Here is a 19,256-nt window from a genome sequence, read left to right on the forward strand (position 1 = left end):
GTCATACGCAGAGCTGCTATGCGAAGGGCTTTCACCTCCACACCTGTCCATTTGCTGACGATCATCGCCACCCCTGTTCGCGCCAACAACGCTCGGTATCAGAAGCGTATTACTTGTGTGCGGTTCTGTGCCTGGGATCGAACTAGCTGGTCGGCGACGCTTTATGGACATTCGGTACAGGGTGTTGGTTCGTAGCCCTCGCCCGCTGATCCGTTCGCGGCGGGTGGTGTCGGATGCATCGACCGCATCTGAAAGGGGAGGAACAGTGACGAATTCGCAACTGCCGCAGCGAGATCCGTTTGTCGGGCCGCCAGCCGCGTATGAGGGCATTGCGCCCGATGTGGTCGAGCGGTTCGCGGATGCCGTTCGGGAATGGGCTGGCCGATCTCTACTCGCAGAGTCGTCTCGGTGCTGGGGAGTCGATACGAACCGCGAGGGGGAGTGATGCACCGAGATAGGTTGCGTACCACGCAAACCCGGGATGGTCGCAAGGTTGCGGTGTGGCGATTGGTGGGGTGTGCGGCGCGGATCCTGCGCGTGCAGTTCACGTCCGAGTCGTTCACCGCTTATTGCTTGCCGTCGCGCGCGCAGTTCACGGCGGTGCAACCCGGAACGGTGATGTTCGACCCGTATCCCGATCTGGCTGCCGCTCGGGAGTTGCTCCCGAAACATGCGGACCTGTGGGACGCGCTTCGAGACGACTACTGGGCCGCGCTGGTGGATTTGCAGGATCTGCCTAACCCATTGGAGGCGTAAGCCGGATGTTCGAGGTAGCTCCGTTCCCGGCGAATGAGATCGCTCCGTCCGTGGGCGCATTGCTCGCGGCATTCCACGAGGACACACACCACAAGCTGGACCTCGCCCCTGTCGATAGCGTTCCGATCTATCAGCGTGTGTCCGACGGCTGGCTGAGCCCGGTCGGCGAAGGCGGTTGGATTTCGGACTCCGATGCAGATCTGGACAGAGCCGACGCGATAGCGATCACGCCGATCAGTGTTCGCGATACGGAGAACTCCTGAGCGTGCGACATCTGGCATCTCGAACACACTGGCGGACAAGCGGATTCGACCTTCCGCAGGGTGCAGCCCGCGACGACGCAGATCTCGACCGCTTCGGGCACACCGACGCTCGATTACGGCGCGTCGACTGTCCACCCAGACGAGCATCCGGTCTGAAACTCCCCACACGCTTCGAGCGATTCAGTCCTCCGGCAATCCGGCGAGCTGTTTGACATAGCGGTGGGCAGGAACGGGGACCGGGCCGTCGGGGCCGGGGGCTTGATGGGTGAACCGGCCCCCATCGGTCCAGCCGTTGCGGGTGTAGAAGGCGCGGGCACGGGCATTGCCCGGGACTACGGCCAGCCAGGCCTGCGCATGGCCGCTGCCGGATATGCGCTGTTCGGCGGCCGCGAGTAGGGCCGGTGCGGTGCCGGTGCCGCGGTGGCGGCGGGAAAGGTAGACCTGGTCGATTTCGTCGTCGAGGACCATGATGAAACCGGCCACCTCGTTATCGATGATCGCGACGGTGGTATCGGCGATCCGTTGGGTGGCCCGCGGTGCGAACGACTCCTGCGGGCGGACGGCGATGAGTTCGTTGGGGACATTGCCCAGGTGGGCGTCGCGCCAGCCCTCGTACCAGATCGCCGCGATGGCTTCGGCATCGTCGGGGCGGGCCGGGCGCAGGTGCGGGGAATCGGTCATCTGGGCAATGTAGCGCGGTGGGCCTTGACATGAACCGGGGTTGAGGTTGAAGGCTGGGGGGATGAATCGACCTCCTGAGTTCTGGGATTCCGTTTATGAGGATGGATCCGCGCCATGGGTGATCGGGGAGCCGCAGCCCGCGGTGCTCGAGTTGATCGAGCAGGGGTGGATTCGGGGTGCGGTGCTCGATGTCGGGTGCGGGGCCGGTGAGCACACCATCAGGCTGACCGAGCTCGGCCATGACGTGCTCGGGGTCGATCATTCGTCGAGTGCGATCGCGTATGCCATGGCCAATGCGCGCGAGCACGGGGTGCTCGCGCGGTTCGAGGTGGCCGATGCGCTGAAACTGGGGGATGAGCCCCGCTACGACACCATTCTCGACAGCGCGTTGTTCCATGTCTTCGCCTTCGACAATGGCGATCCGACCGAATACGTCCGTAGTCTGCACCGGGTCCTGAAGCCCGGTGGGCTGCTCCATATCCTCGCGCTCTCCGATGCCGAACCGGGCTTCGGCCCGCGCATCAGCCGCACCGCGATCGCCGAAGCCTTCGGTGCAGGATGGGAATTGGAGGAACTGAAGCCCGCCCGATATCGCGGACGCGTCAGCGCGGCGGTCGTCGAGGCTGCGGAACTCGGCCTGACGCCGGGCAGCATTGTCGATGAGGCGGCCTGGTTGGCCCGAGTGCGCCGCCGCGATATTTCCTACAGCGTGTCTTCCAACCGAATCATTTGATGACACCACCCTTCTCGGGTGTTCGAACCCATCGCCACAACCATGGTGTGGGTGTCGGTTTCCGCATCATCCGAGACGGTTTCACCCACACCGGAGTGTGGGCCAACGCCGTCTCGTTGGCGGACGTTGATGACCGGGGCTCGTGCTCCGGGCTCCCGGACCTGGGCTAGATGATGTGTCTCGCTCTGGGCGGCGAGATTGATCGCGGCGTTGTGATCACGATCCGGGCGGTGGCCGCAGTCGCAGGTGAACATCCGATCTGCCAGCGTCAGTGCGCGATTCGCATTCCCGCAACGAGAACACGTGTGACTGGACGGGAACCAGCGATCGGCCAGCAGCCCTGTCCGCCGCGCCAGCGCTGTTTGTAGCCCACCCGGCGGCCGAACTCGCCCCATCTGGCATCGCTCATCGCATGGGCCAGATGCCTATTGGCCAGCATTCCGGCGGTATTGAGGTCTTCGAGGACCAGCCGGTCGTGGGTATTGACCAACCGAGTGGAGACCTCGTGCAGAAAATGCCGCCGCCGGGTGGCGACGTGCGCGTGGTGCCGTGCTGATCGCGCTGCAGCCCGGCTCCAGTTGTTGGACCCCTTACGTTTTCGCGTGACGGCTTTGGCCAGGCGACGCTGCCGCCGCAGCCCCGCCACGAGCGCCCGCGGGGCGTCGGTGGTCCGGTGGAGTTCACGGCCGTCACTGGTGGCGGCGACTGGGCAGCAAACTCGCGGCCCCGATTTGGGGCGCGATCGCCCGTCGCTATGTCGATGTGTTGGACGGTTCCGCCGGCGCCGATCGGCAGCATGATGAAATTTCAACTCCTCGTTGAAATCTTCAACAATGGAGAGTAATTTCGCTGCCACACAAGAGAACGGAGGTCCGCAATGCCGCGAACCCATGCCCTGCCCCTCGGTCTGCTGGCGGCCCTGGTCGGCTGTCTCGTCGCCTGCGGCAGTGAATCCGATGGCGCCGGTGGCACATCCGTCGCATCGAGCGCACCCATTCCCGACACGACCGCGATCATCGCGTCGGTGACCAAGGACGCGCAGCTGAACGCAGCGCTCCCGGCCTCGATCACCCAGGCCGGTGCGCTGCACCTGGCGTCGTACATCCAGTCCGCGCCCAACAACTTCTACGCCGCGGACGGTAAGACCCCCATCGGGTACGAGGTCGATCTGTCCAAGGCCATTGCCGCGAAACTCGGTGTGGGCGTGGAGCATCAGGACATGGCGTTCGGTTCGCTCATCACGAGCCTGCAGTCCGGCCGCATCGACGCGACCATGGCGGCGATGAGCGACACCAAGGTGCGCCAGCAGCAGATCGACTTTGTCGACTACTTCACCTCGGGCATCGCGATCATGATCCGCAAGGGCAACCCCGACTCGGTCAGCGGGCCGGATACGTTGTGCGGCAAGGTGGTAGCGGTGGTGCAGGGCACCAGCCAGCAGAAGTTCGTCACCGAGCAGAGCGGCAAATGCGCCCAGGCAGGCAAGTCCGCCATCACCATCACCGAGACCGAGAGTGACAACCAGAACCAGACCCAGTTGCGCACCGGCCGCGTCCAGGCGATCGTGAATGATCTGCCGACCGCCGTCTATGTCTCGCGCACCGCTGGTGACGGCAAGTTCTTCGAGGTCGTACCGGGTGAGCCGATCGACGGCGGCCCCTTCGGAATCGGTGTCACCAAACAGAATCGGGCACTTGCCGAAACGCTGCGGAGCGCCGTCAACGGACTGATCGCCGATGGCACCTACGGCAAGATCCTGCGGGCGTGGGGCGTCGAGAAGGGTGCGGTCAAGGAGGCCGTCATCAATGGCGGAAACTGAGCTGCCGATCGTTCGGCTGCGGCACTGGGGGCGCTGGATCGCGGGCGCGATCATTCCAGTCCTGCTGGTGCTGCTGGGCATTGCGCTCGGTAATGCCGAGATCGAATGGCCCCGGGTACCGGACTTCCTCTGGTATCAGGTGATGCTTACCGGTCTGGTCAATACCATTGTGCTGGCGGTGTTTTCGCAGGGCGTGGCGATCGTGCTCGGTATTGTCGTCGCCCTACTGCGGCGCAGCGCCAATCCGGTGGCCCGCTGGTTCGCGGGCGGCTACGTCTGGCTGTTCCGCGGTCTGCCGGTGCTGTTGCAGATCCTGCTCTGGTACAACCTGGCGCTGGTGTTCCCGGTGATCGAGATCCCGTTCTTGCTGCACGCCCAGACCAATACTGTGATCAGCGCGTTCACCGCGGCCTTCTTGGGTTTGGCGCTCAATGAGAGCGCGTATATGGCCGAAATCGTGCGCGCCGGGCTGAACAGCGTCGACAGTGGCCAGACCGAGGCCGCGAAGGCGATTGGCATGACCCCGGCGACGACCCTGCGCCGGATCGTATTGCCGCAGGCCATGCGGGTGATTATCCCACCCACCGGCAACGACTTCGTCAATATGCTCAAAGGCACCTCGATGGCCTCGGTGATCGGCGTGACCGAGCTGATCCACGCGGCCAACAACATCTCCTCCAGCAACCTGCTCGTCATGGAGACCTTGCTGGCGGCGGCGGTGTGGTACATGGTCGTGGTCACCATCGCCGGGGTGGGCCAGCATCAGCTCGAGCGCGCCTTCGGCGCAGACCGATCGGGGGTCATGGCACGCGCCGCCAAGGCGCTGCGCGGCTCCCCGCTGAAGCGGAGGGCTCATGTCTGACCCGCTGTTGCGCGCGGTGAACGTGCGAAAGAGCTACGGCCACAACGAAATTCTGAGCGGAATCGACCTGGAGGTGCACAAGGGGCAGGTGGTCTGCCTGCTCGGACCCTCCGGCGCGGGCAAGAGCACCTTCCTGCGGTGTATCAACCACTTGGAAACGATTGACGGCGGCCGGATCTGGGTCGATGGTGAGCCGATCGGCTTCCGGCTGCACGACGGCAAACTGCACGAGCTTCGTGAGCGCGAGGTCGCCCGGCAGCGCCGCGATATCGGCATGGTCTTTCAGCGCTTCAATCTGTTCGCCCACCGCACGGCGCTCCAGAATGTGATCGAGGGGCCGGTCCGGGTGCTGGGCGCCGACCCCGTGACCGCCCTGCGGCAGGGCTTGGAGCTGCTCGAGCGAGTCGGTCTGGGCCATCGCGCCGATGCCTACCCGGCGCAGCTCTCGGGCGGGCAGCAGCAACGGGTGGCGATCGCGCGGGCGCTGGCCATGCGGCCCAAGCTGATGCTGTTCGACGAGCCGACTTCGGCGCTGGACCCCGAATTGGTGGGCGAGGTGCTGGAAGTGATGAAAACGCTGGCGGAAGAGGGGATGACAATGGTCGTCGTGACGCATGAGATGAGCTTCGCCGCCGAGGCCGCGGACGAGGTAGTGTTCCTCGCCGACGGTGTGGTGCTGGAGACGGGGCCGCCCGCGCAGGTGTTGCGCGCGCCGAAACACGAACGCACGCAACAGTTTCTCGCCAGGATCCTGCAGTGAGCCCGGCCACGCGGATCTCGCCGCGCTATCTGCTGCAGTTCGGCGAGCCCGCGGGGTACCTCGACTTCGCACGCTTCGGCCCGCCCTCGCATGCGGTGCTCGAAACCACGGCGAGCCTGCTGCACGAGTCCACCACGGCCGGTCCGGATACAGTGGATCAGCTACTGCGGCAAGAGATTCGGGCCCGGGCGGCGGTGGCGCGGCTGTGCGGGTCGGACACCGATCACACCGTGCTGCTGCCGAGCACCAGCCTCGGATTGTTCCAGGCGGCCTTCAATTTCGGTGGCGAGGTGCTGGTCTCGGCGTCGGAGTTTCCGGCCAACACCTATCCGTGGGCGCGTGCCGAGCAGGTCGGCCGCCGAGTGGTGCGGCGATTGTCCGGCGGGTACGCGACACCGGAGCGGATCGCGGCCGGACTCACCGATGACATCACCACGGTGACCGTGAGCGCCGTCGACTTTCGCACCGGCTATCGCGCCGATCTGGCCGCGCTGCGCGAGGTGGTCGGCGACCGGCTCCTGGTGGTGGACGGCATTCAGGGATTCGGTGTCACCGAGGAGCCCTGGCAGGTCGCGGACATTCTGGTGGTGGGCGGCCAGAAGTGGCTGCGCGCGGGGTGGGGGACCGGGTTCGCGGTGCTCTCGGACCGTGCCCTGGAGCGGATGGATCCGGTGTTGTCGGGCTGGTCCGGCGCGCGTGATCCTGGCCTGTTCGACGATGAGATTCACGCGCCCGACGCGACAGCGAGCGCGTGGTCGCTGACCCATCTGAGCCCGATCACGGCCGGCGGGTTCGCCGCGGCGCTGGAGTTGGTCGAAGAGGCCGGGCCCGGCGTGATCGCGGCCCGGATCGCGGAGCGGATCGGCGGATTCTCCGATGTGCTGGCAGGTTTGGATGCCGAGATCGTGTCTGCGGTGGACCGGCGCGCGGGCATTCTGGCGTTCACGATGCCCGGTCACTCCGCCGAGTCGGTAGGTGCGGCGCTGACCGCGGCGGGCATCTCCGCGACGGTCCGACCCGAGCACGTGCGGTTGTCCCCGCACGCATCGACCCCGTCCGCCGCGGCGGATCTGCTGCGCTCAGCGCTCGAGACACTGCGCCGCCCACGGACCGCGTCGCGACTGCCCGCCGCCGCGGTGGCCACCCACGATGTGCTGACCGCGCTGATTCCGGCGGTGCCCAGTCTGGCCGCCATGCTCGGGCCCGGTAATGAAGTGCTGCTGCATGATCTGAGCAAGCTGCCGGATTCGATCATCGCGATCGCGGGTGAGGTCACCGGCCGCAGTACCGGCGGCCCGATCACCGACCTGCTGCTCTCGCTGGTCCGCCGCAATACGACTCAGGATCTGACGAACTACCGCACGCATGGCCCGGACGGCCGCCCGATCCGCTCATCGACCCTGTTTCTGCACGATGCGGACGGCGTCGCGATCGGTTGTCTGTGTATCAATAGCCTGGACACATCGGCCCGCGCCGACGGCGACGGCCAGCCGGTGGAGTCCTTTGTGGCCGATGTCGACAGCCTGCAGCGCTTCCTGGTCGATCGTGCCATCGGTAAGGTCGGCATCCCGGTGGATCTGATGAAGAAGACCCATAAGGCGTCGGTCGTGCGCGAACTGGACGAGGCCGGTTTCTTCCTCATCAAGGACGCCGTCGATCACCTGGCCGGCCGCCTCGATGTCACCCGCTACACGATCTACAACTACCTCAATGAGATTCGGGCCTGACCCCGCGCCAACCAGGAGGAGACATCACTGTGGACGCGGAAGCACTGATCACCGGCGACCAGTCCGTGTCCGCGAACAGCGACAGGTTCAGGCGGACTCGGCGAACTCTCGCGGACGGGCGCACGACGGATCGGCTGACCCATGAACACGGGCAATGGGACAGGCGCCACGCTGCCAGACCCGGCAGATTCCTAGCGCTGTGCAAACACCGGGCCTGGTGGACTGTGCATCGGGTCGCGGCACTGCCGCCGTGATCCGATCGCCAATGGAAAGGGTCACTCGTAATGACATTCACCCGTACCGGAATCATGCGAACCGCCGTTGCGCTCGGCGGTCTGCTGGCGGCGGGGGCGCTACTGGTTCCCGCGACGGCTTCGGCGCAGCCGGGTGTCGGCGGCGGACTGATCGACACGACATGCACCTTCGCCCAGGTGGACGCGGCCATTCACGCCGAGGCACCCAAGCTGGCCGAACGCCTGGACAGCCATCCCGATCGCAAGGCGAAGTTGCAAGAGTTCCTTGCGCTGCCGGTCGACCAGCGCAAGCAGCGCGCTCAGCAGTGGCTCGACAACCACCCGGATGCGCAGACCAAGATCGAGGAGAAGCGCAACTCGCCCGAGGGCCAGCAGAAGATCGATAAGCTGCGCGAACTCGCGAACAGCTGCCACAACTACTGACCCGAGTGCGGGCGGCGCTGCCCGGCGCCGCCCGCCCGGTCAGTTCGGCAGGGTGACGGTGACCATCAGCCCGCCCTCGGGTCGTGCGGCCGCCCGGACATCGCCGCCGTGCGCATGCACGACCGATCGCACGATCGACAGTCCGAGTCCGGCACCGCGAATGTTCGGCGTATGGCCGGATTCGGCGATCCGATCGCCGGTGGCCAGTCGACGGAAGGGTTCGAAGAGTCCGTCGACCTCGAAGGCCGGTACCACCGGGCCGGAATTCTCTACCACCAGTTGGCCTTTCCCCTCTAGGCTCACCGATCTGATTGCAACCCAACTATTTTCGCTGACGTTGTAGCGAATCGCATTGTCCACCAGGTTCTGCGCCAGACGTTCCAGCAGTACCGGATCGCCGGAAACCGGAGCCGCCGTGAGTTCGGTGCGGATCTCGATACCGGCCCGCTCGGCGGCGTCGCTGGCGATGGTCACCACCCGCCGGACCACAGCGGACAGGTCGACCCGGCTGCGTTCGATCAGCCGTTCCGCACTGCTCGCGAGCACCAGGAGTCCGTCGATCAGCTGCTCATGCCGATGATTGACCTCCAGGAGCGTGGCTCCGAGCCGACGCGTCGAGTCCGCCGCGTCGGGATCATCGAGTGCCACCTCGATGAGTGTGCGATTGATGGTCAATGGTGTGCGCAGTTCGTGCGAGGCATTGGCGACGAAGCGCCGCTGACCGTCGAAGGCCCGATCCAACCGCTCCAGCATGGCGTCGAAAGTGTCGGCCAGATCCTTGATTTCGTCATCGGGTCCGGTCAGCGCGATCCGCTCGTGCAGGCTGCGATCGGCCACCCGGCGCGCGGTCGCGGTGATCTGCTGCAGTGGATGCAATGCCCGCCCGGCCAGTAGCCAACCCAGCCCACCGGCCGCGATCCCGATCGCGCCCAGCGAAACCAGCGACCAGACCAGCATCGCCTCCAGGGTGTCGCGCCGTTCCTTGGCGGCCTGGGCGGTCAGTGCCTGATACAACTCCTCGGACACGATCGGGCGGTTGCGCTTGGCCAGATACTCGCGCACAAGTATCTGGGCGCCCATCCCGTGGCGCCGCCCCAGCGACCGATCGAGATAGAAGTAGGTCAGCGCGACCAGGATCGCCCCGGCGATAAAGAACGCGCCCGCATACAGCAGAGTCAGCCGCAGTCGAATGGTGCGGCCTCTCACCGGATGCGGTACCCCACGCCCGCTTCGGTCTCGATCACTGGCGGATCGCCCAACTTCCGGCGCACCATCATGATCGTGTACCGCACCACCCCCGTGAACGGATCGATGTTCTCGTCCCATGCCTTCTCCAGTAACTGCTCCGCCGACACCACCCCGCCGTCGGCACGCAACAATTCGGCGAGCACGGCGAACTCCTTGCGCGACAACGAGATCGGCTCGCCATCGCGAGTGACCGCCAGCCGATGCGGGTCGAGTCGAATGCCGGCCCGTTCGAGTACCAGCGGCGTTGCAGGCCGGGACCGCCGCCCCAGCGCCTGAATCCGGGCGACCAGTTCGGCGAAGGCGAACGGTTTGGTCAGATAGTCGTCGGCGCCGAGTCCGAGTCCGGCGACCCGCTCGGCCACCGCCGTCGCGGCCGTCAGCATCAGAATCCTGGCGTCGCTTCCGACCTCGGTCAGCGAGATACAGACGGTATCGCCGGATACCGTCGGCAGATCGCGATCCAAAACGATCACGTCATAGTCGTTCACGCCGACCCGCTCCAGCGCATCGGCCCCGTCGTACACCACATCGACCGCCATCGCATGCCGTCGCAGCCCATCGGCTATCGCATCGGCCAGCAACCGCTCGTCCTCGACCACCAGTACCCGCACCCGACAATCGTGCCTGTTGATGCTGTTGGGTCGCTGTGAGTGCGACATGTACCGATCAACTTCGCGATTTCGGCGCATGTGCCGATGGGTAGTGATTCAATCTGCTCGGTGTGTGCTCTGTAGTAGCTGATAGCAGTGAAAGGAGTTCAGATGACCTTGTCGGTCGCCGACCGCATATTCGTCCGCGTCAGCCGATTCCATACGGAACGGATCGCTGCCGCTTGGGGCGGACGGCATTTGCTGCACGGTCGTAGACCCGTGCCGGGCGATGTCGTGCTGACCAGCAGCGACTATCTCGCCCTTGCCCGTGAACCGCATATCATCGGCGCGATGTGTGCGGCGTTGCAGAACTACGGCGGCGCGGCGCCGCCGTCGGGTATCTTCGTGCACGGCCCCGACCACCCGCAGATCGCGCTGGAAATGGCGCTTGCCGAGCATATGCGGGCGGCCGCCGGAATTCTGTGCCAATCCGGCTGGGATGCCACCGCCGGGTTGATGCAGTCGATCGCCGATCCGCACACCCCGGTCTATGTCGATCACATCGCGCACATGTCGCTGTGGCACGGTGCGAAAACGGCTGGTGCGCCGGTGTATTCGTTCCGGCACAATTTTCCGGGCCATCTGCGTGAGGAGATACGCAAATACGGTCCCGGCATCATCGCGGTGGATTCGATCTACAGCACCAATGGCAGTCGCTGTCCGCTGACCCAGATCTGTGACGTGGCCGACGAGACCGGCAGCGTGCTGGTCGTCGACGAATCGCATTCGCTCGGCACCGACGGCCCCTACGGTGCCGGCACGGTGGTCGCGCTCGGCCTCGCGGACCGGGTGCCGTTCCGAATCGCCAGCCTCGCAGCGGCTTTCGCCGGACGTGCCGGATTCATCGCGGCGAACAATATCGATTTCGTCGACTACTTCAAGATGGAGTCCGATCCATCGGTCTTCTCCGCGACGCTGCTGCCGCACGATATCGCGGGCCTGGCCGCAACGCTCGAGGTCGTCCGCGTCGACGATTGGCGGCGGATCCGGCTGCGCGAGATCTCCGCTGTCGTACGCCGTGCCCTGATGGCATTGGAATTCGATCTGGAGGGTTCGGCCAGCCATATCGTCGCACTGCAGACCGGCCCGGATCAGCGCACCATCGCCATCCGTGACTTCCTGGAGGCCCGTGGCATTTTCGGCTCGGTCTTCTGCTGGCCCGCCACCGCGCCCGAACGCTGCCTCATCCGGTTCTCGCTGCATGCCGGGCTGACCGATATGCAGGTGGACCGACTCATTCAGGTCTGTGCCGAGGTTCGCGACACCTTCGGCGCGATAGCGCCGTATCATCCCGATCAGCCGAGGTCCGTAACGAATCCGGCGCAACCGTCGCTGGTGCCGACCTCATGAGGCCGCGCCGCGGTGCTATACCCGAGCCGCTTCGGCGGATACTGCCATCGGCCGGATATCGCGCGGCAGGATCACCGTGAAGGTCGCGCCGCTGCCCGGTTCGCTGTGCACGCTCACCCGGCCGCCGTGTGCCACCACAAGGGCCTGCACGATCGATAGGCCCAAACCCGTTCCGCCGCTGGCTCGGGTGCGGGAATCGTCGGTGCGGTAGAACCGCTCGAATACTCGGGCGGCGGCCTCCGGTGTCAGGCCGGGGCCGGCGTCGATGACGTCGATGCGCACGGTGTCGGCGGATGGGGTGAGCCGCACGGTGATCGCGGCGGCGGCCGGGGTGTGGGCGAGGGCATTGCCGAGCAGATTCGCCAGCACCTGGCGCAACCGTGCCTCGTCACCGGTCACATCCATGGTGCCGACCCCGGAGCTGATCTCCAGGGTGATCGGGCGTTGCGGGTCGGTCTGCTGCTGCGCCGCCATGGCCTGTGCGTTGTGCACCGCATCGCCCGCGAGCGCGAGCAGATCCACCGGACTGCGGTCGAGTGGGCGTTTGGCATCCAACCGGGCGAGCATCAGCAGATCCTCGACCAGCAGGCCCATCCGCTCGGCCTCACCCTCGATGCGGCCGACGATCATCTGTGCGTCGGTGCTCGCGCCCTGGCGATAGAGTTCGGCGAAACCGCGAATCGTGGTGAGTGGGGTACGCAATTCGTGGCTGGCGTCGGCAATGAATTGCCGCATCCGGCGTTCCGAACGCCGGGCGTCCTCTTCGGATGCCTCGGTGGCGGCCACGCCGTGCTGGATCTGTGCGAGCATTGCGTTCAACGACCGCGCTAGCCGGTCGACCTCGGTGTCGACATCGCGCACCGGGACGCGCCGGTGCAGGTCGCCGCCCGCGATCGCGGCCGCGGTCTCCTCGACCGTGCGCAGCGGGCGCAGGCTGCGTCGGACAACGAAATAGCCGACGACGCCGAGGGCGAGCAGTGCCGCCGCGCCGATGCCGAGTTCGAAGTAGATCAGCCGCGATACCGTCTCCTGGTTATCGGTGAGCGGCAGCGCGATGGTGGTCGAGCCGAATTGGTTGCTGGTGGTCAGCACGCGCCACTGCACCGAGGAGTCGTCGGTCGAGCCGACCGTTATCGGGACCGCTGCCGTGTGCCCCACCACATCCGGGGTCGTATCGGCGCCAGCGATCGTGCCGGGAGTGCCCGAGTAGAGCTGTCCCTCGGGGCCTTTGCGCAATTCGTAGAACCGGCGCGGTTGATCGATGAACGGTCGGGCAACGGGCCGGGTATCCGCCAACTCGGCCGGAATCCATAAGATCGCACCGTCATTCGTGACGATCTGGCGCATCGGGCGCGGCTCTGCCCACGAACGAGCCGCATCGTAGAGCTGCTCATCGGTTCGCGCGGTCAAGGATCGGCTCAGCGCGGAGGTGACCGCGAACCCCGTCGCCATCAGCACCAGGGCGGCCAGGAAGACGAGGGCGACGACGAGTCCCACCCGCAGCGGAATGGCCGATACCCGCCGGGCCAGCGCCTCGTGCAGCCTCATGTCCGGCTCGGCCGGGGTTCGCGCAGCACGTAACCGACGCTGCGCAGCGTATCGATGACTTTCGGCTCGGTGGTATCGACCTTGCGCCCGCTGGTCGCCGTCTGCACCTCGAACCCCTGAAATCGCAGACTCACCGCAAGGAGTTCGACGATCATCGGTTCATCGTCGACGACGAGAACGCGCGCTTGCGGATCGACTCTGCTCATTACCTCAGCGTGGCGCGACCAGTGTTGCCGAAGCTCAGGACCAGCTGGGGGTTTCCTGTGAGCTGCTCCGGAGCTCGGTTCGGTCGCGCCGTTCGCCGAGAGTTGTGCTACTGGGGCTGGGGCTCAGGGTGGAGTATGCGTTCGGCCGCGTGGATCAGGGTGGCGCTACTGTCCGGATCCTCCACATGGATCGCGAAGGCCAGCTCACCCATATTCGCCAGCAGCCAGCCCTGTCCGCCCGTGATGGCGACATATCCGGAGCCGCCGAGCATCGGACGGAGCTGGTCGACCACCGCGGCGGGTAGCGGCGCCGATTCCTCCGAAGCCGTTGCCGGGTGTCCGATTTCGATCATCGGCCGAACAATGCGGCCGCTGGCGATGGTGGCCGCGACGATCGCCATGCCGTAGGCACTGGCCTGGATCTCGCTGGCCTGACCGCCGCGGCGGACCTGTTCGGTGCCCGGTGTCGGGATCCGTGAGGTCACCTTGTCCAGGCCCGTCAGCCCGAAATCGACGCCGATACCGAGCATATGGGCGGCCTTGGTGACCTCATCCACGGATACGTCCTGCGGTGCCTTCCGCGCGATTTTCGCCGCAGCCGTGCGCAGCAATTCGGTAGTGCCGCCGATCGGGGCGAGTCCGGTGAAGGCCGATCCGTTCGTGCTGACCGCGTTGTTCTCCGCGGCGGCGACAATGGCTCCGGTCGCGGAGTTGATGACGACGGCGGTCGTCGCGTTCCCGACATAGTTCACCGCGTCCTGGGCGGCGCTCTGCCAGTGTCGATCCAGCGTCGCGGCGACGTCCGGACCCGGTGTGCCCGGCTGCCCGGTGAGATAGGCGATCGGAAGGCCGTCCAGGCTCGACAGCTGAACCGCCCAACCCGCGCATCTGTCGCGGTTGTCCTGCCACACCACGCGCAATGCATCGAGCATCGGCGACTGCACCCGGCGGTCGGCGGCGATCAGCCGTGGCTGGGCCTTGGTCACTACTCCCGGTATCGGCGCGATATCCGGTTCCAGGACCGCGAAATCGGACTCCCGCAGGTTTACCGCGACGACCGGCTTGCCCTGCGCGGCGGCCAGTTGCTCACGCAAGGACGGTCCTGTGATCACGGACGCGATCGGCTCGATGGCCTTGGCCAGCGCGTCGGTGGTGGCGATCGGATCGGTAATGTGGGCGGGATCGAGCTTGACCACATCGATGGTCTGCTCGGTCATGAGGGTCTGTCCGTGGCCGTCCTTCACGATGGGTGGCGGTGGTGCGTATGCGCGGACCAGTTGAACCGTGTGGGTGTTGTCCAGATGCGGAATAACGATGGTGGGATCCCAGGAGATGCGCCAGCCGGTCGCCAATTTCCGCACCGTGCCCTGGGACTCATAGCTCCAGTTCCGATCCTGTCCGAATGCCCATGCCCCCTGCAGAGTGAAGATCGCCTCCGTGCTGTCCAAGACGATGAATTGGACCACCCGGAACTCCGGCGTCCCGGGGCCCAGTCCGTCGAATATCTGCCGTAAGGACACGATGGCATTGTTGGGCTGGGAGGTCAGGTTCGCGGCATTGTCCGCTTTCCGTTTATTGAGCAGTTCGGTGAACTCGTCGACTGTAACCCTGGCGTCGTCGGGGTACTTGGCGAACGAATATGCGCACCCGCCGATCCCCACCGCGAGCACCACCGCGGCCAGCGCACTGAGCAGACGACCGCACCTCATCGGCGGCGGTCCGGTGTTGTGTCTGCCATCGGCCAACTCTCCATCGCGAACCTCGATTCTCGAGATCAAGCGTGCGATTTCAACGGCCAGATGATGGCCACCCGGATCCGGTAACTCCCTGGAAGTCAAGTGATTCGAGGATAACGGGGGGCCGTGGACGTTTCAGCGCCTCGATCCGATAGCTGCCAAAAAGCTATGGAGTCGAAACGCATCGCCATGGCGATGCGACGGACTGTGTCGCGGACCCGAGTGATATGGGTGTGCGCCGAAGGGGCGGAGGCTGACAGCTCCGCCCCCTGTCTAGCGCCGGATCACGACTGCGGCGGCGGGCTGAAGATGCCGAAGTCGTTTCCGGAGGTGTCCTGGATGTGGGCGAAGATCAGCCCGTCCTTGCCGGTAACCGGTGGTACCGACACCTTTCCGCCGAGTCGTTCGGCGGCGGCGACGGTGGCCGCCACATCCTGCACGACCACAAAGAAGGTGGCGTGATTGCCCGAGGCATCGGGGGTGTGCGCGATGCCGCCGCTCAGGCCCTCGCTGTCGGGATAGCTGACGAGGTCGTAGGCATCGGCATTGGGGTCTGCGTCGAAGGTCCACCCGAACAGGTCGCCGTAGAACTTCTTCACCTCGCCGGGCTTATCGCTGCCGACCTGGAACCAGGCCACCGTGTTGAAGGGGGGAGTGCTCACTTGTCGTCTCCTCGGGATCGGTGATCGTTGTCTTGCCCGACCACGATCACCCGGCTGCGCGACACCCCCCTGTCGGTGTTTTCCGCGATATTTCACAGCGCGACGGTGCGCAGCTGGAGATCGTCGGGGATATCGGATCCGGTGCCTTCGAGGGGGCGCTGCGCTATCGGCAGATCGGTCATTGTCACCGCGCCGATGCGGTCCAGCCGGAAACTGCGGGACTGCTCGCGCAGCCGACACCAGGCAACGAGGTACCAGCCATTGGAGCCGCTGAGGAATGCGTTCGGCTCGACCTCGCGTTCACTGTATGCGCCGAAGCGATCCGAATAGCTGATCCGCAGCACCCGTCCGGCTTCGATCGATTGTGCGATGACCGACGGGATCGCTTGGGCGGGTGGCGCGTCCACCGGTTCCATCAGCCGAATCCGCGCGGCCAGCGCGCGAGCGGCGGCGGCGTTCTGATCCGACATCACCGCGAGAATCTTGCGCAGGGCGCTCTGCCCGGCCTGGTCGAACGGCGTCGCCGCACTGCGCGCCAATGCGACGGCGAGTGCGACGGCCTCGGCCGGGGTGAAGTTGAGCGGCGGCAGCGACATGCTCTTCTCCAATGCGTACCCGCCGCGTCTGCCGACATCCGCGTAGACCGGAATGCTCGCCTGCTGCAGGGCCGCGATATCACGTTCGATCGTGCGAACGCTCACTTCGTACCGTTGCGCCAATTCACGTGCGGTCCGCACGCGCGGCGCCACCGCCCGCAACTCCTCGACGATCGCATAGAGCCGATCCGTACGGTTCACGCCGCCACCGTAGCGCCTGCCACCGACAGCAAGATGTGCCGTTGGTGCGCGATCGGTCGTCTATCGGACACCGTCTCGACTCTTGTGCGCCCCACCGCGGGATCGGAATTCATGGGTCGGCGGCGCAAGTGCGTTGCCGTATTCGTTGTAGGCCGCGAGACGGCCGGTTCCCAGCGGGTGTCATGCCGTCTGCGCGATTTCGCGCGCTCGTTTATCGCCGTCGCCGCATACATCGCCCCCGCCCCGAGAATTACTCCGCCGAGCGTCAGCAGCTGCTGAACTGTTGTCCCCACCACCCGAGTTTGTGCCCAGGGCAACACATTTGGGTATCGGTCAGAGTGAACACAGCGGCTGTCGCATATCCGGTGGCAGCCTCGAACAGTGCGGCGTATGCAAGGGTGCCACCAGATATGCGACAGCGGCTGATGGATCGGCTATCGCCGGGAGACGAGCATGGGCTCGTGTAGGTCGAAGAATTCGACCTCGCCCATGAGTTCGCTCTCCTCTTCGAACAGCGACCGCAGATCGTCGGGGATCTCCAGCTTTTCGTGCTCGCGGGCTTCGGCTTCGGAGGTGAAGTACACGGCCTCGACATATCCGTCGTCGCCGTAGGTCGCCAGGGTGCCGCCGATGATCTCCGGGCGCAATTGCTGGATGCGATCGGTGCCCTGCGAGAGGAGTTCGCGCATGCGGCGCTGATCGGAGGTATGGCCCTCCATGATCTGTACGAAACCGGCCTGATCGGAGCCGCCGCCCAGCCACTGTGTCACATCGGGGCAGTCCATGAAGGTGACCGGACCGTCGAAGCACTGTTCGGTTTCGGCCCACCACGCACCCTGCTCCGGACGGTCGCTATTGCGCCGCGCCGCTTCCTCGGATTCGAATCGTGCCATGGCGATGAACGTCCCGTCGTTGCACAACCCGCTGGTCGTGCCGAGGTAGCCGGTGGCGCCCGGTTGCAATTCCTCGTTCCACCGATCCATACATCGACGCAGTCGATCGGCATCCGCGACCTTGCCTTGAATGACTTGGATGAACATCGAGTCCTCCTCGTGCGGAGGGATCACTCCGCTGTGTCGCGGGGGCGATGCGTCGTGGTCCACCGAGGGCATTGGGACCGCACGGCCCGCGAACGCGGCCACCGCACAGCTAATGGTTCGCCGCCACGCAGCCGAGCGCAAGAGCGGGGCCGCGGCGGCAAGCGGACCGGTGGCGGGTCAGCGCAGGGCGAGGGCCAGGAAGAAGTCGACGCGATCTTCGAGGCGGGATAGGTCTCGGCCGGTCAGCTCCTCGATGCGCTGGATCCGGTAGCGCAGGGTGTTCACGTGGACGTGCAGTAGCTCAGCGCATTTGGTCCAGGAGCCGGAGACCTGGAGGAAGGTTTCCAGGGTGTGGACCAGGTCGGCGCGGTTCTCCTGGTCGTAGCTGCTGAGGGGGTCCAGCAAACGCAGGCGGAACATGCGGCGGACCTCGTCGGGGACGCTGGCCAGCAGCAGCATATGGGTGGCCAGTTCATCGTGGCCGACGACGCTGGTGGGTTGGTGACGGCCTTCGGCGAGGCGGCGGGCATAGCGGGCTTCTTCGACCGCGCCCCGTAGGCCTTCGCCGTCGACGATGCCGCTGACGCCGATCGATAGGCGGGCGCCGCGTAGGCCGGGTTCCAAAGCGGTTACCGCACGGTGGATTTCGGTGATGATGGTGCCATCGGGATCGGCGGGGATCAGGGCAATGGCTTCGCCGTCCACGACACCCGCGGCTGGCCTTTTGCCGTAAAGGATTTCGCGGAGCAGGACGCGTAATTCGCCGGGGCGCAAGGCTTCTGCTTCGGCTCCGGCGGCCACGGCGATATAGGTCTCGGCGGGGCCGAGGCCGGTCAGTTCGAGGCGGGAAATGATTTCGGCCGGTTTGGCATCGGAGACGATGAGTTCGATGAGCTCCTGGGCCAGGCGGCCTTCGGCGCTCTGCCGGTCGTCGATGCGCGCGCGTTCGAGCGAGACGACCGCGGCGAGTTCGCCGGTCAGCGTGCGGCGTTCTTCCGGCCAGTCCCTGCAGTCGCCCTCGAAGACCATGAACCAGTCGGCCGCGCGGGAGGTGCTGTGCTCGTCGACCGCGAACAGTGAGTAGCGGGCCCTATCGTGAACCAGCACGTGGGGCAGGCGGCGCGCGTTCAAGAAAGCGGCGGTGACCTCGACCGGCGGCGGCGACACCGGCCCGGCCACCACGCGTCCGGTCGAGGAGACCACCCAGCATCGCATTCCCAGATCGCGTTCGATCAGCTCCAGCACCGATCCGAGGCCGGTACCCGAGACGAGCTGGCGGTGGCGGTCGAGGATGGCGGTCAGATCGGCGGCCCGGCCGGTGGACAGATTGCGCGTCAGCGTCTCGGTGACCTGGGCGAACGCGACGTCTTCGCGCACACGGAACAGCGGGATCCGGTGCCGCTGACAGGCCTCGACGACATCGGGCGGCGCACCGCCGTAGCGGGCGTCGCCCGCGGCGAGTCCGGCGACTCCGGCCCGGGCCAGCGCGCGCACGAAGATCTCGCTGTCCTCGGGCTCGAGCCGCCATTGCAGGCCGGTCAGCACCAGCTCACCACCGGAGAGATAGCGGCTCGGATCGAGCATGTCGGTGGTCACGACCCAGCGCACGAAGCGGTCGAGCTCGTCCTCGCCGGTGACGAGCTCGAGACCGAGATCCATGGTGAGAAGTGATCTAAGTCGCACAGCGCCGAGGCTAACAGCCGATTCTGAGCCCGCCCGAAGACGCTTTGGATATTCGCAC

20 protein-coding genes and 1 pseudogene are annotated in these 19,256 nt (G+C 65.8%); 9 read left to right on the forward strand and 12 right to left on the reverse strand.

From position 1 onward, the window contains the following. Window positions 1–537 precede the first annotated feature (537 nt). On the forward strand, window positions 538–756 hold the full coding sequence (locus tag ABZ293_RS14245; protein WP_355180563.1) for a hypothetical protein: 219 nt from the start codon (window positions 538–540) through the stop codon (window positions 754–756). A 5-nt stretch (window positions 757–761) separates the two neighbouring features. Continuing rightward, the gene (locus ABZ293_RS14250) at window positions 762–1,019 is read left to right on the forward strand and encodes a hypothetical protein (protein WP_355180565.1); all 258 of its coding nucleotides are present in this window, start codon (window positions 762–764) and stop codon (window positions 1,017–1,019) included. A gap of 180 nt (window positions 1,020–1,199) precedes the next feature. Here the strand turns inward: ABZ293_RS14250 and ABZ293_RS14255 are convergent, their stop codons facing one another. Next, entirely contained in the window at window positions 1,200–1,700 is a 501-nt protein-coding gene (locus tag ABZ293_RS14255) for a GNAT family N-acetyltransferase (RefSeq protein WP_355180567.1), read from the reverse strand. Window positions 1,701–1,761: 61 nt separating this feature from the next. Here ABZ293_RS14255 and ABZ293_RS14260 point away from each other — a divergent pair, with 61 nt between their 5' ends. Next, window positions 1,762–2,433: a class I SAM-dependent methyltransferase gene (locus tag ABZ293_RS14260; RefSeq protein ID WP_355180569.1), complete on the forward strand. Its 672-nt coding sequence runs from the start codon at window positions 1,762–1,764 to the stop codon at window positions 2,431–2,433. On the opposite strand, the gene ABZ293_RS14265 is transcribed toward ABZ293_RS14260, so the two are convergent. Next, window positions 2,403–2,789 (reverse strand): zinc ribbon domain-containing protein, encoded by a 387-nt coding sequence (locus ABZ293_RS14265; RefSeq protein ID WP_355180785.1) that lies wholly within the window; start codon window positions 2,787–2,789, stop codon window positions 2,403–2,405. The two genes, ABZ293_RS14260 and ABZ293_RS14265, sit on opposite strands and share 31 nt — an antisense overlap. Then, the gene (locus tag ABZ293_RS14270; RefSeq protein WP_355180571.1) at window positions 2,702–3,325 is read right to left on the reverse strand and encodes a transposase; all 624 of its coding nucleotides are present in this window, start codon (window positions 3,323–3,325) and stop codon (window positions 2,702–2,704) included. The genes ABZ293_RS14265 and ABZ293_RS14270 overlap by 88 nt, the downstream gene beginning before the upstream one ends. Between ABZ293_RS14270 and ABZ293_RS14275 the strand changes: the two genes are divergently transcribed. The 5 genes from ABZ293_RS14275 to ABZ293_RS14295 all read left to right on the forward strand — a co-directional run bounded on the left by ABZ293_RS14275 (window position 3,311) and on the right by ABZ293_RS14295 (window position 8,278). Beyond that, window positions 3,311–4,252 (forward strand): ABC transporter substrate-binding protein, encoded by a 942-nt coding sequence (locus tag ABZ293_RS14275; protein WP_355180573.1) that lies wholly within the window; start codon window positions 3,311–3,313, stop codon window positions 4,250–4,252. The genes ABZ293_RS14270 and ABZ293_RS14275 overlap by 15 nt on opposite strands. Next, a complete protein-coding gene (locus ABZ293_RS14280) occupies window positions 4,239–5,114 on the forward strand; it encodes an amino acid ABC transporter permease (protein WP_354951138.1) in 876 nt (291 codons plus the stop codon). Before ABZ293_RS14275 ends, ABZ293_RS14280 begins: the two co-directional genes overlap by 14 nt. Beyond that, on the forward strand, window positions 5,107–5,874 hold the full coding sequence (locus ABZ293_RS14285; protein WP_355180575.1) for an amino acid ABC transporter ATP-binding protein: 768 nt from the start codon (window positions 5,107–5,109) through the stop codon (window positions 5,872–5,874). The genes ABZ293_RS14280 and ABZ293_RS14285 overlap by 8 nt, the downstream gene beginning before the upstream one ends. Further along, window positions 5,871–7,601: an aminotransferase class V-fold PLP-dependent enzyme gene (locus ABZ293_RS14290; RefSeq protein ID WP_355180577.1), complete on the forward strand. Its 1,731-nt coding sequence runs from the start codon at window positions 5,871–5,873 to the stop codon at window positions 7,599–7,601. The genes ABZ293_RS14285 and ABZ293_RS14290 overlap by 4 nt, the downstream gene beginning before the upstream one ends. A 284-nt stretch (window positions 7,602–7,885) precedes the next feature. Further along, window positions 7,886–8,278, forward strand: coding sequence for a hemophore-related protein (locus ABZ293_RS14295; protein WP_355180579.1), 393 nt, complete (start codon window positions 7,886–7,888; stop codon window positions 8,276–8,278). Window positions 8,279–8,317: 39 nt separating this feature from the next. Here the strand turns inward: ABZ293_RS14295 and ABZ293_RS14300 are convergent, their stop codons facing one another. Both ABZ293_RS14300 and ABZ293_RS14305 read right to left on the reverse strand, forming a co-directional pair. Next, window positions 8,318–9,484 (reverse strand): ATP-binding protein, encoded by a 1,167-nt coding sequence (locus ABZ293_RS14300; protein ID WP_355180581.1) that lies wholly within the window; start codon window positions 9,482–9,484, stop codon window positions 8,318–8,320. Further along, the gene (locus tag ABZ293_RS14305) at window positions 9,481–10,137 is read right to left on the reverse strand and encodes a response regulator transcription factor (protein ID WP_354951129.1); all 657 of its coding nucleotides are present in this window, start codon (window positions 10,135–10,137) and stop codon (window positions 9,481–9,483) included. Before ABZ293_RS14305 ends, ABZ293_RS14300 begins: the two co-directional genes overlap by 4 nt. 150 nt (window positions 10,138–10,287) lie before the next feature. Between ABZ293_RS14305 and cqsA the strand changes: the two genes are divergently transcribed. Beyond that, window positions 10,288–11,526, forward strand: coding sequence for an alpha-hydroxyketone-type quorum-sensing autoinducer synthase (cqsA, locus tag ABZ293_RS14310; protein ID WP_355180583.1), 1,239 nt, complete (start codon window positions 10,288–10,290; stop codon window positions 11,524–11,526). Window positions 11,527–11,541: 15 nt separating this feature from the next. Here the strand turns inward: cqsA and ABZ293_RS14315 are convergent, their stop codons facing one another. The 7 genes and pseudogenes from ABZ293_RS14315 to ABZ293_RS14345 form a co-directional block, all read right to left on the reverse strand. Continuing rightward, a complete protein-coding gene (locus tag ABZ293_RS14315; protein ID WP_355180585.1) occupies window positions 11,542–13,074 on the reverse strand; it encodes a HAMP domain-containing sensor histidine kinase in 1,533 nt (510 codons plus the stop codon). Window positions 13,075–13,169: 95 nt separating this feature from the next. Further along, a pseudogene (locus ABZ293_RS14320) lies at window positions 13,170–13,280 on the reverse strand (DNA-binding response regulator); the annotation flags it as partial. A gap of 107 nt (window positions 13,281–13,387) precedes the next feature. After that, complete coding sequence (locus ABZ293_RS14325; protein WP_355180587.1) at window positions 13,388–15,058, reverse strand: NTF2-like N-terminal transpeptidase domain-containing protein; 1,671 nt, start codon at window positions 15,056–15,058, stop codon at window positions 13,388–13,390. Between the two features lie 242 nt (window positions 15,059–15,300). Beyond that, a complete protein-coding gene (locus tag ABZ293_RS14330) occupies window positions 15,301–15,678 on the reverse strand; it encodes a VOC family protein (protein WP_355180589.1) in 378 nt (125 codons plus the stop codon). Between the two features lie 92 nt (window positions 15,679–15,770). Then, on the reverse strand, window positions 15,771–16,475 hold the full coding sequence (locus tag ABZ293_RS14335) for a WYL domain-containing protein (RefSeq protein ID WP_355180591.1): 705 nt from the start codon (window positions 16,473–16,475) through the stop codon (window positions 15,771–15,773). 434 nt (window positions 16,476–16,909) lie between these two features. Further along, the gene (locus ABZ293_RS14340) at window positions 16,910–17,515 is read right to left on the reverse strand and encodes a hypothetical protein (RefSeq protein WP_355180593.1); all 606 of its coding nucleotides are present in this window, start codon (window positions 17,513–17,515) and stop codon (window positions 16,910–16,912) included. 177 nt (window positions 17,516–17,692) lie between these two features. Next, window positions 17,693–19,198 (reverse strand): PucR family transcriptional regulator ligand-binding domain-containing protein, encoded by a 1,506-nt coding sequence (locus ABZ293_RS14345; RefSeq protein ID WP_355180595.1) that lies wholly within the window; start codon window positions 19,196–19,198, stop codon window positions 17,693–17,695. Window positions 19,199–19,256: the final 58 nt, after the last annotated feature.

Source organism: Nocardia sp. NPDC005998, assembly GCF_040614395.1.
GTDB lineage: Bacteria > Actinomycetota > Actinomycetes > Mycobacteriales > Mycobacteriaceae > Nocardia.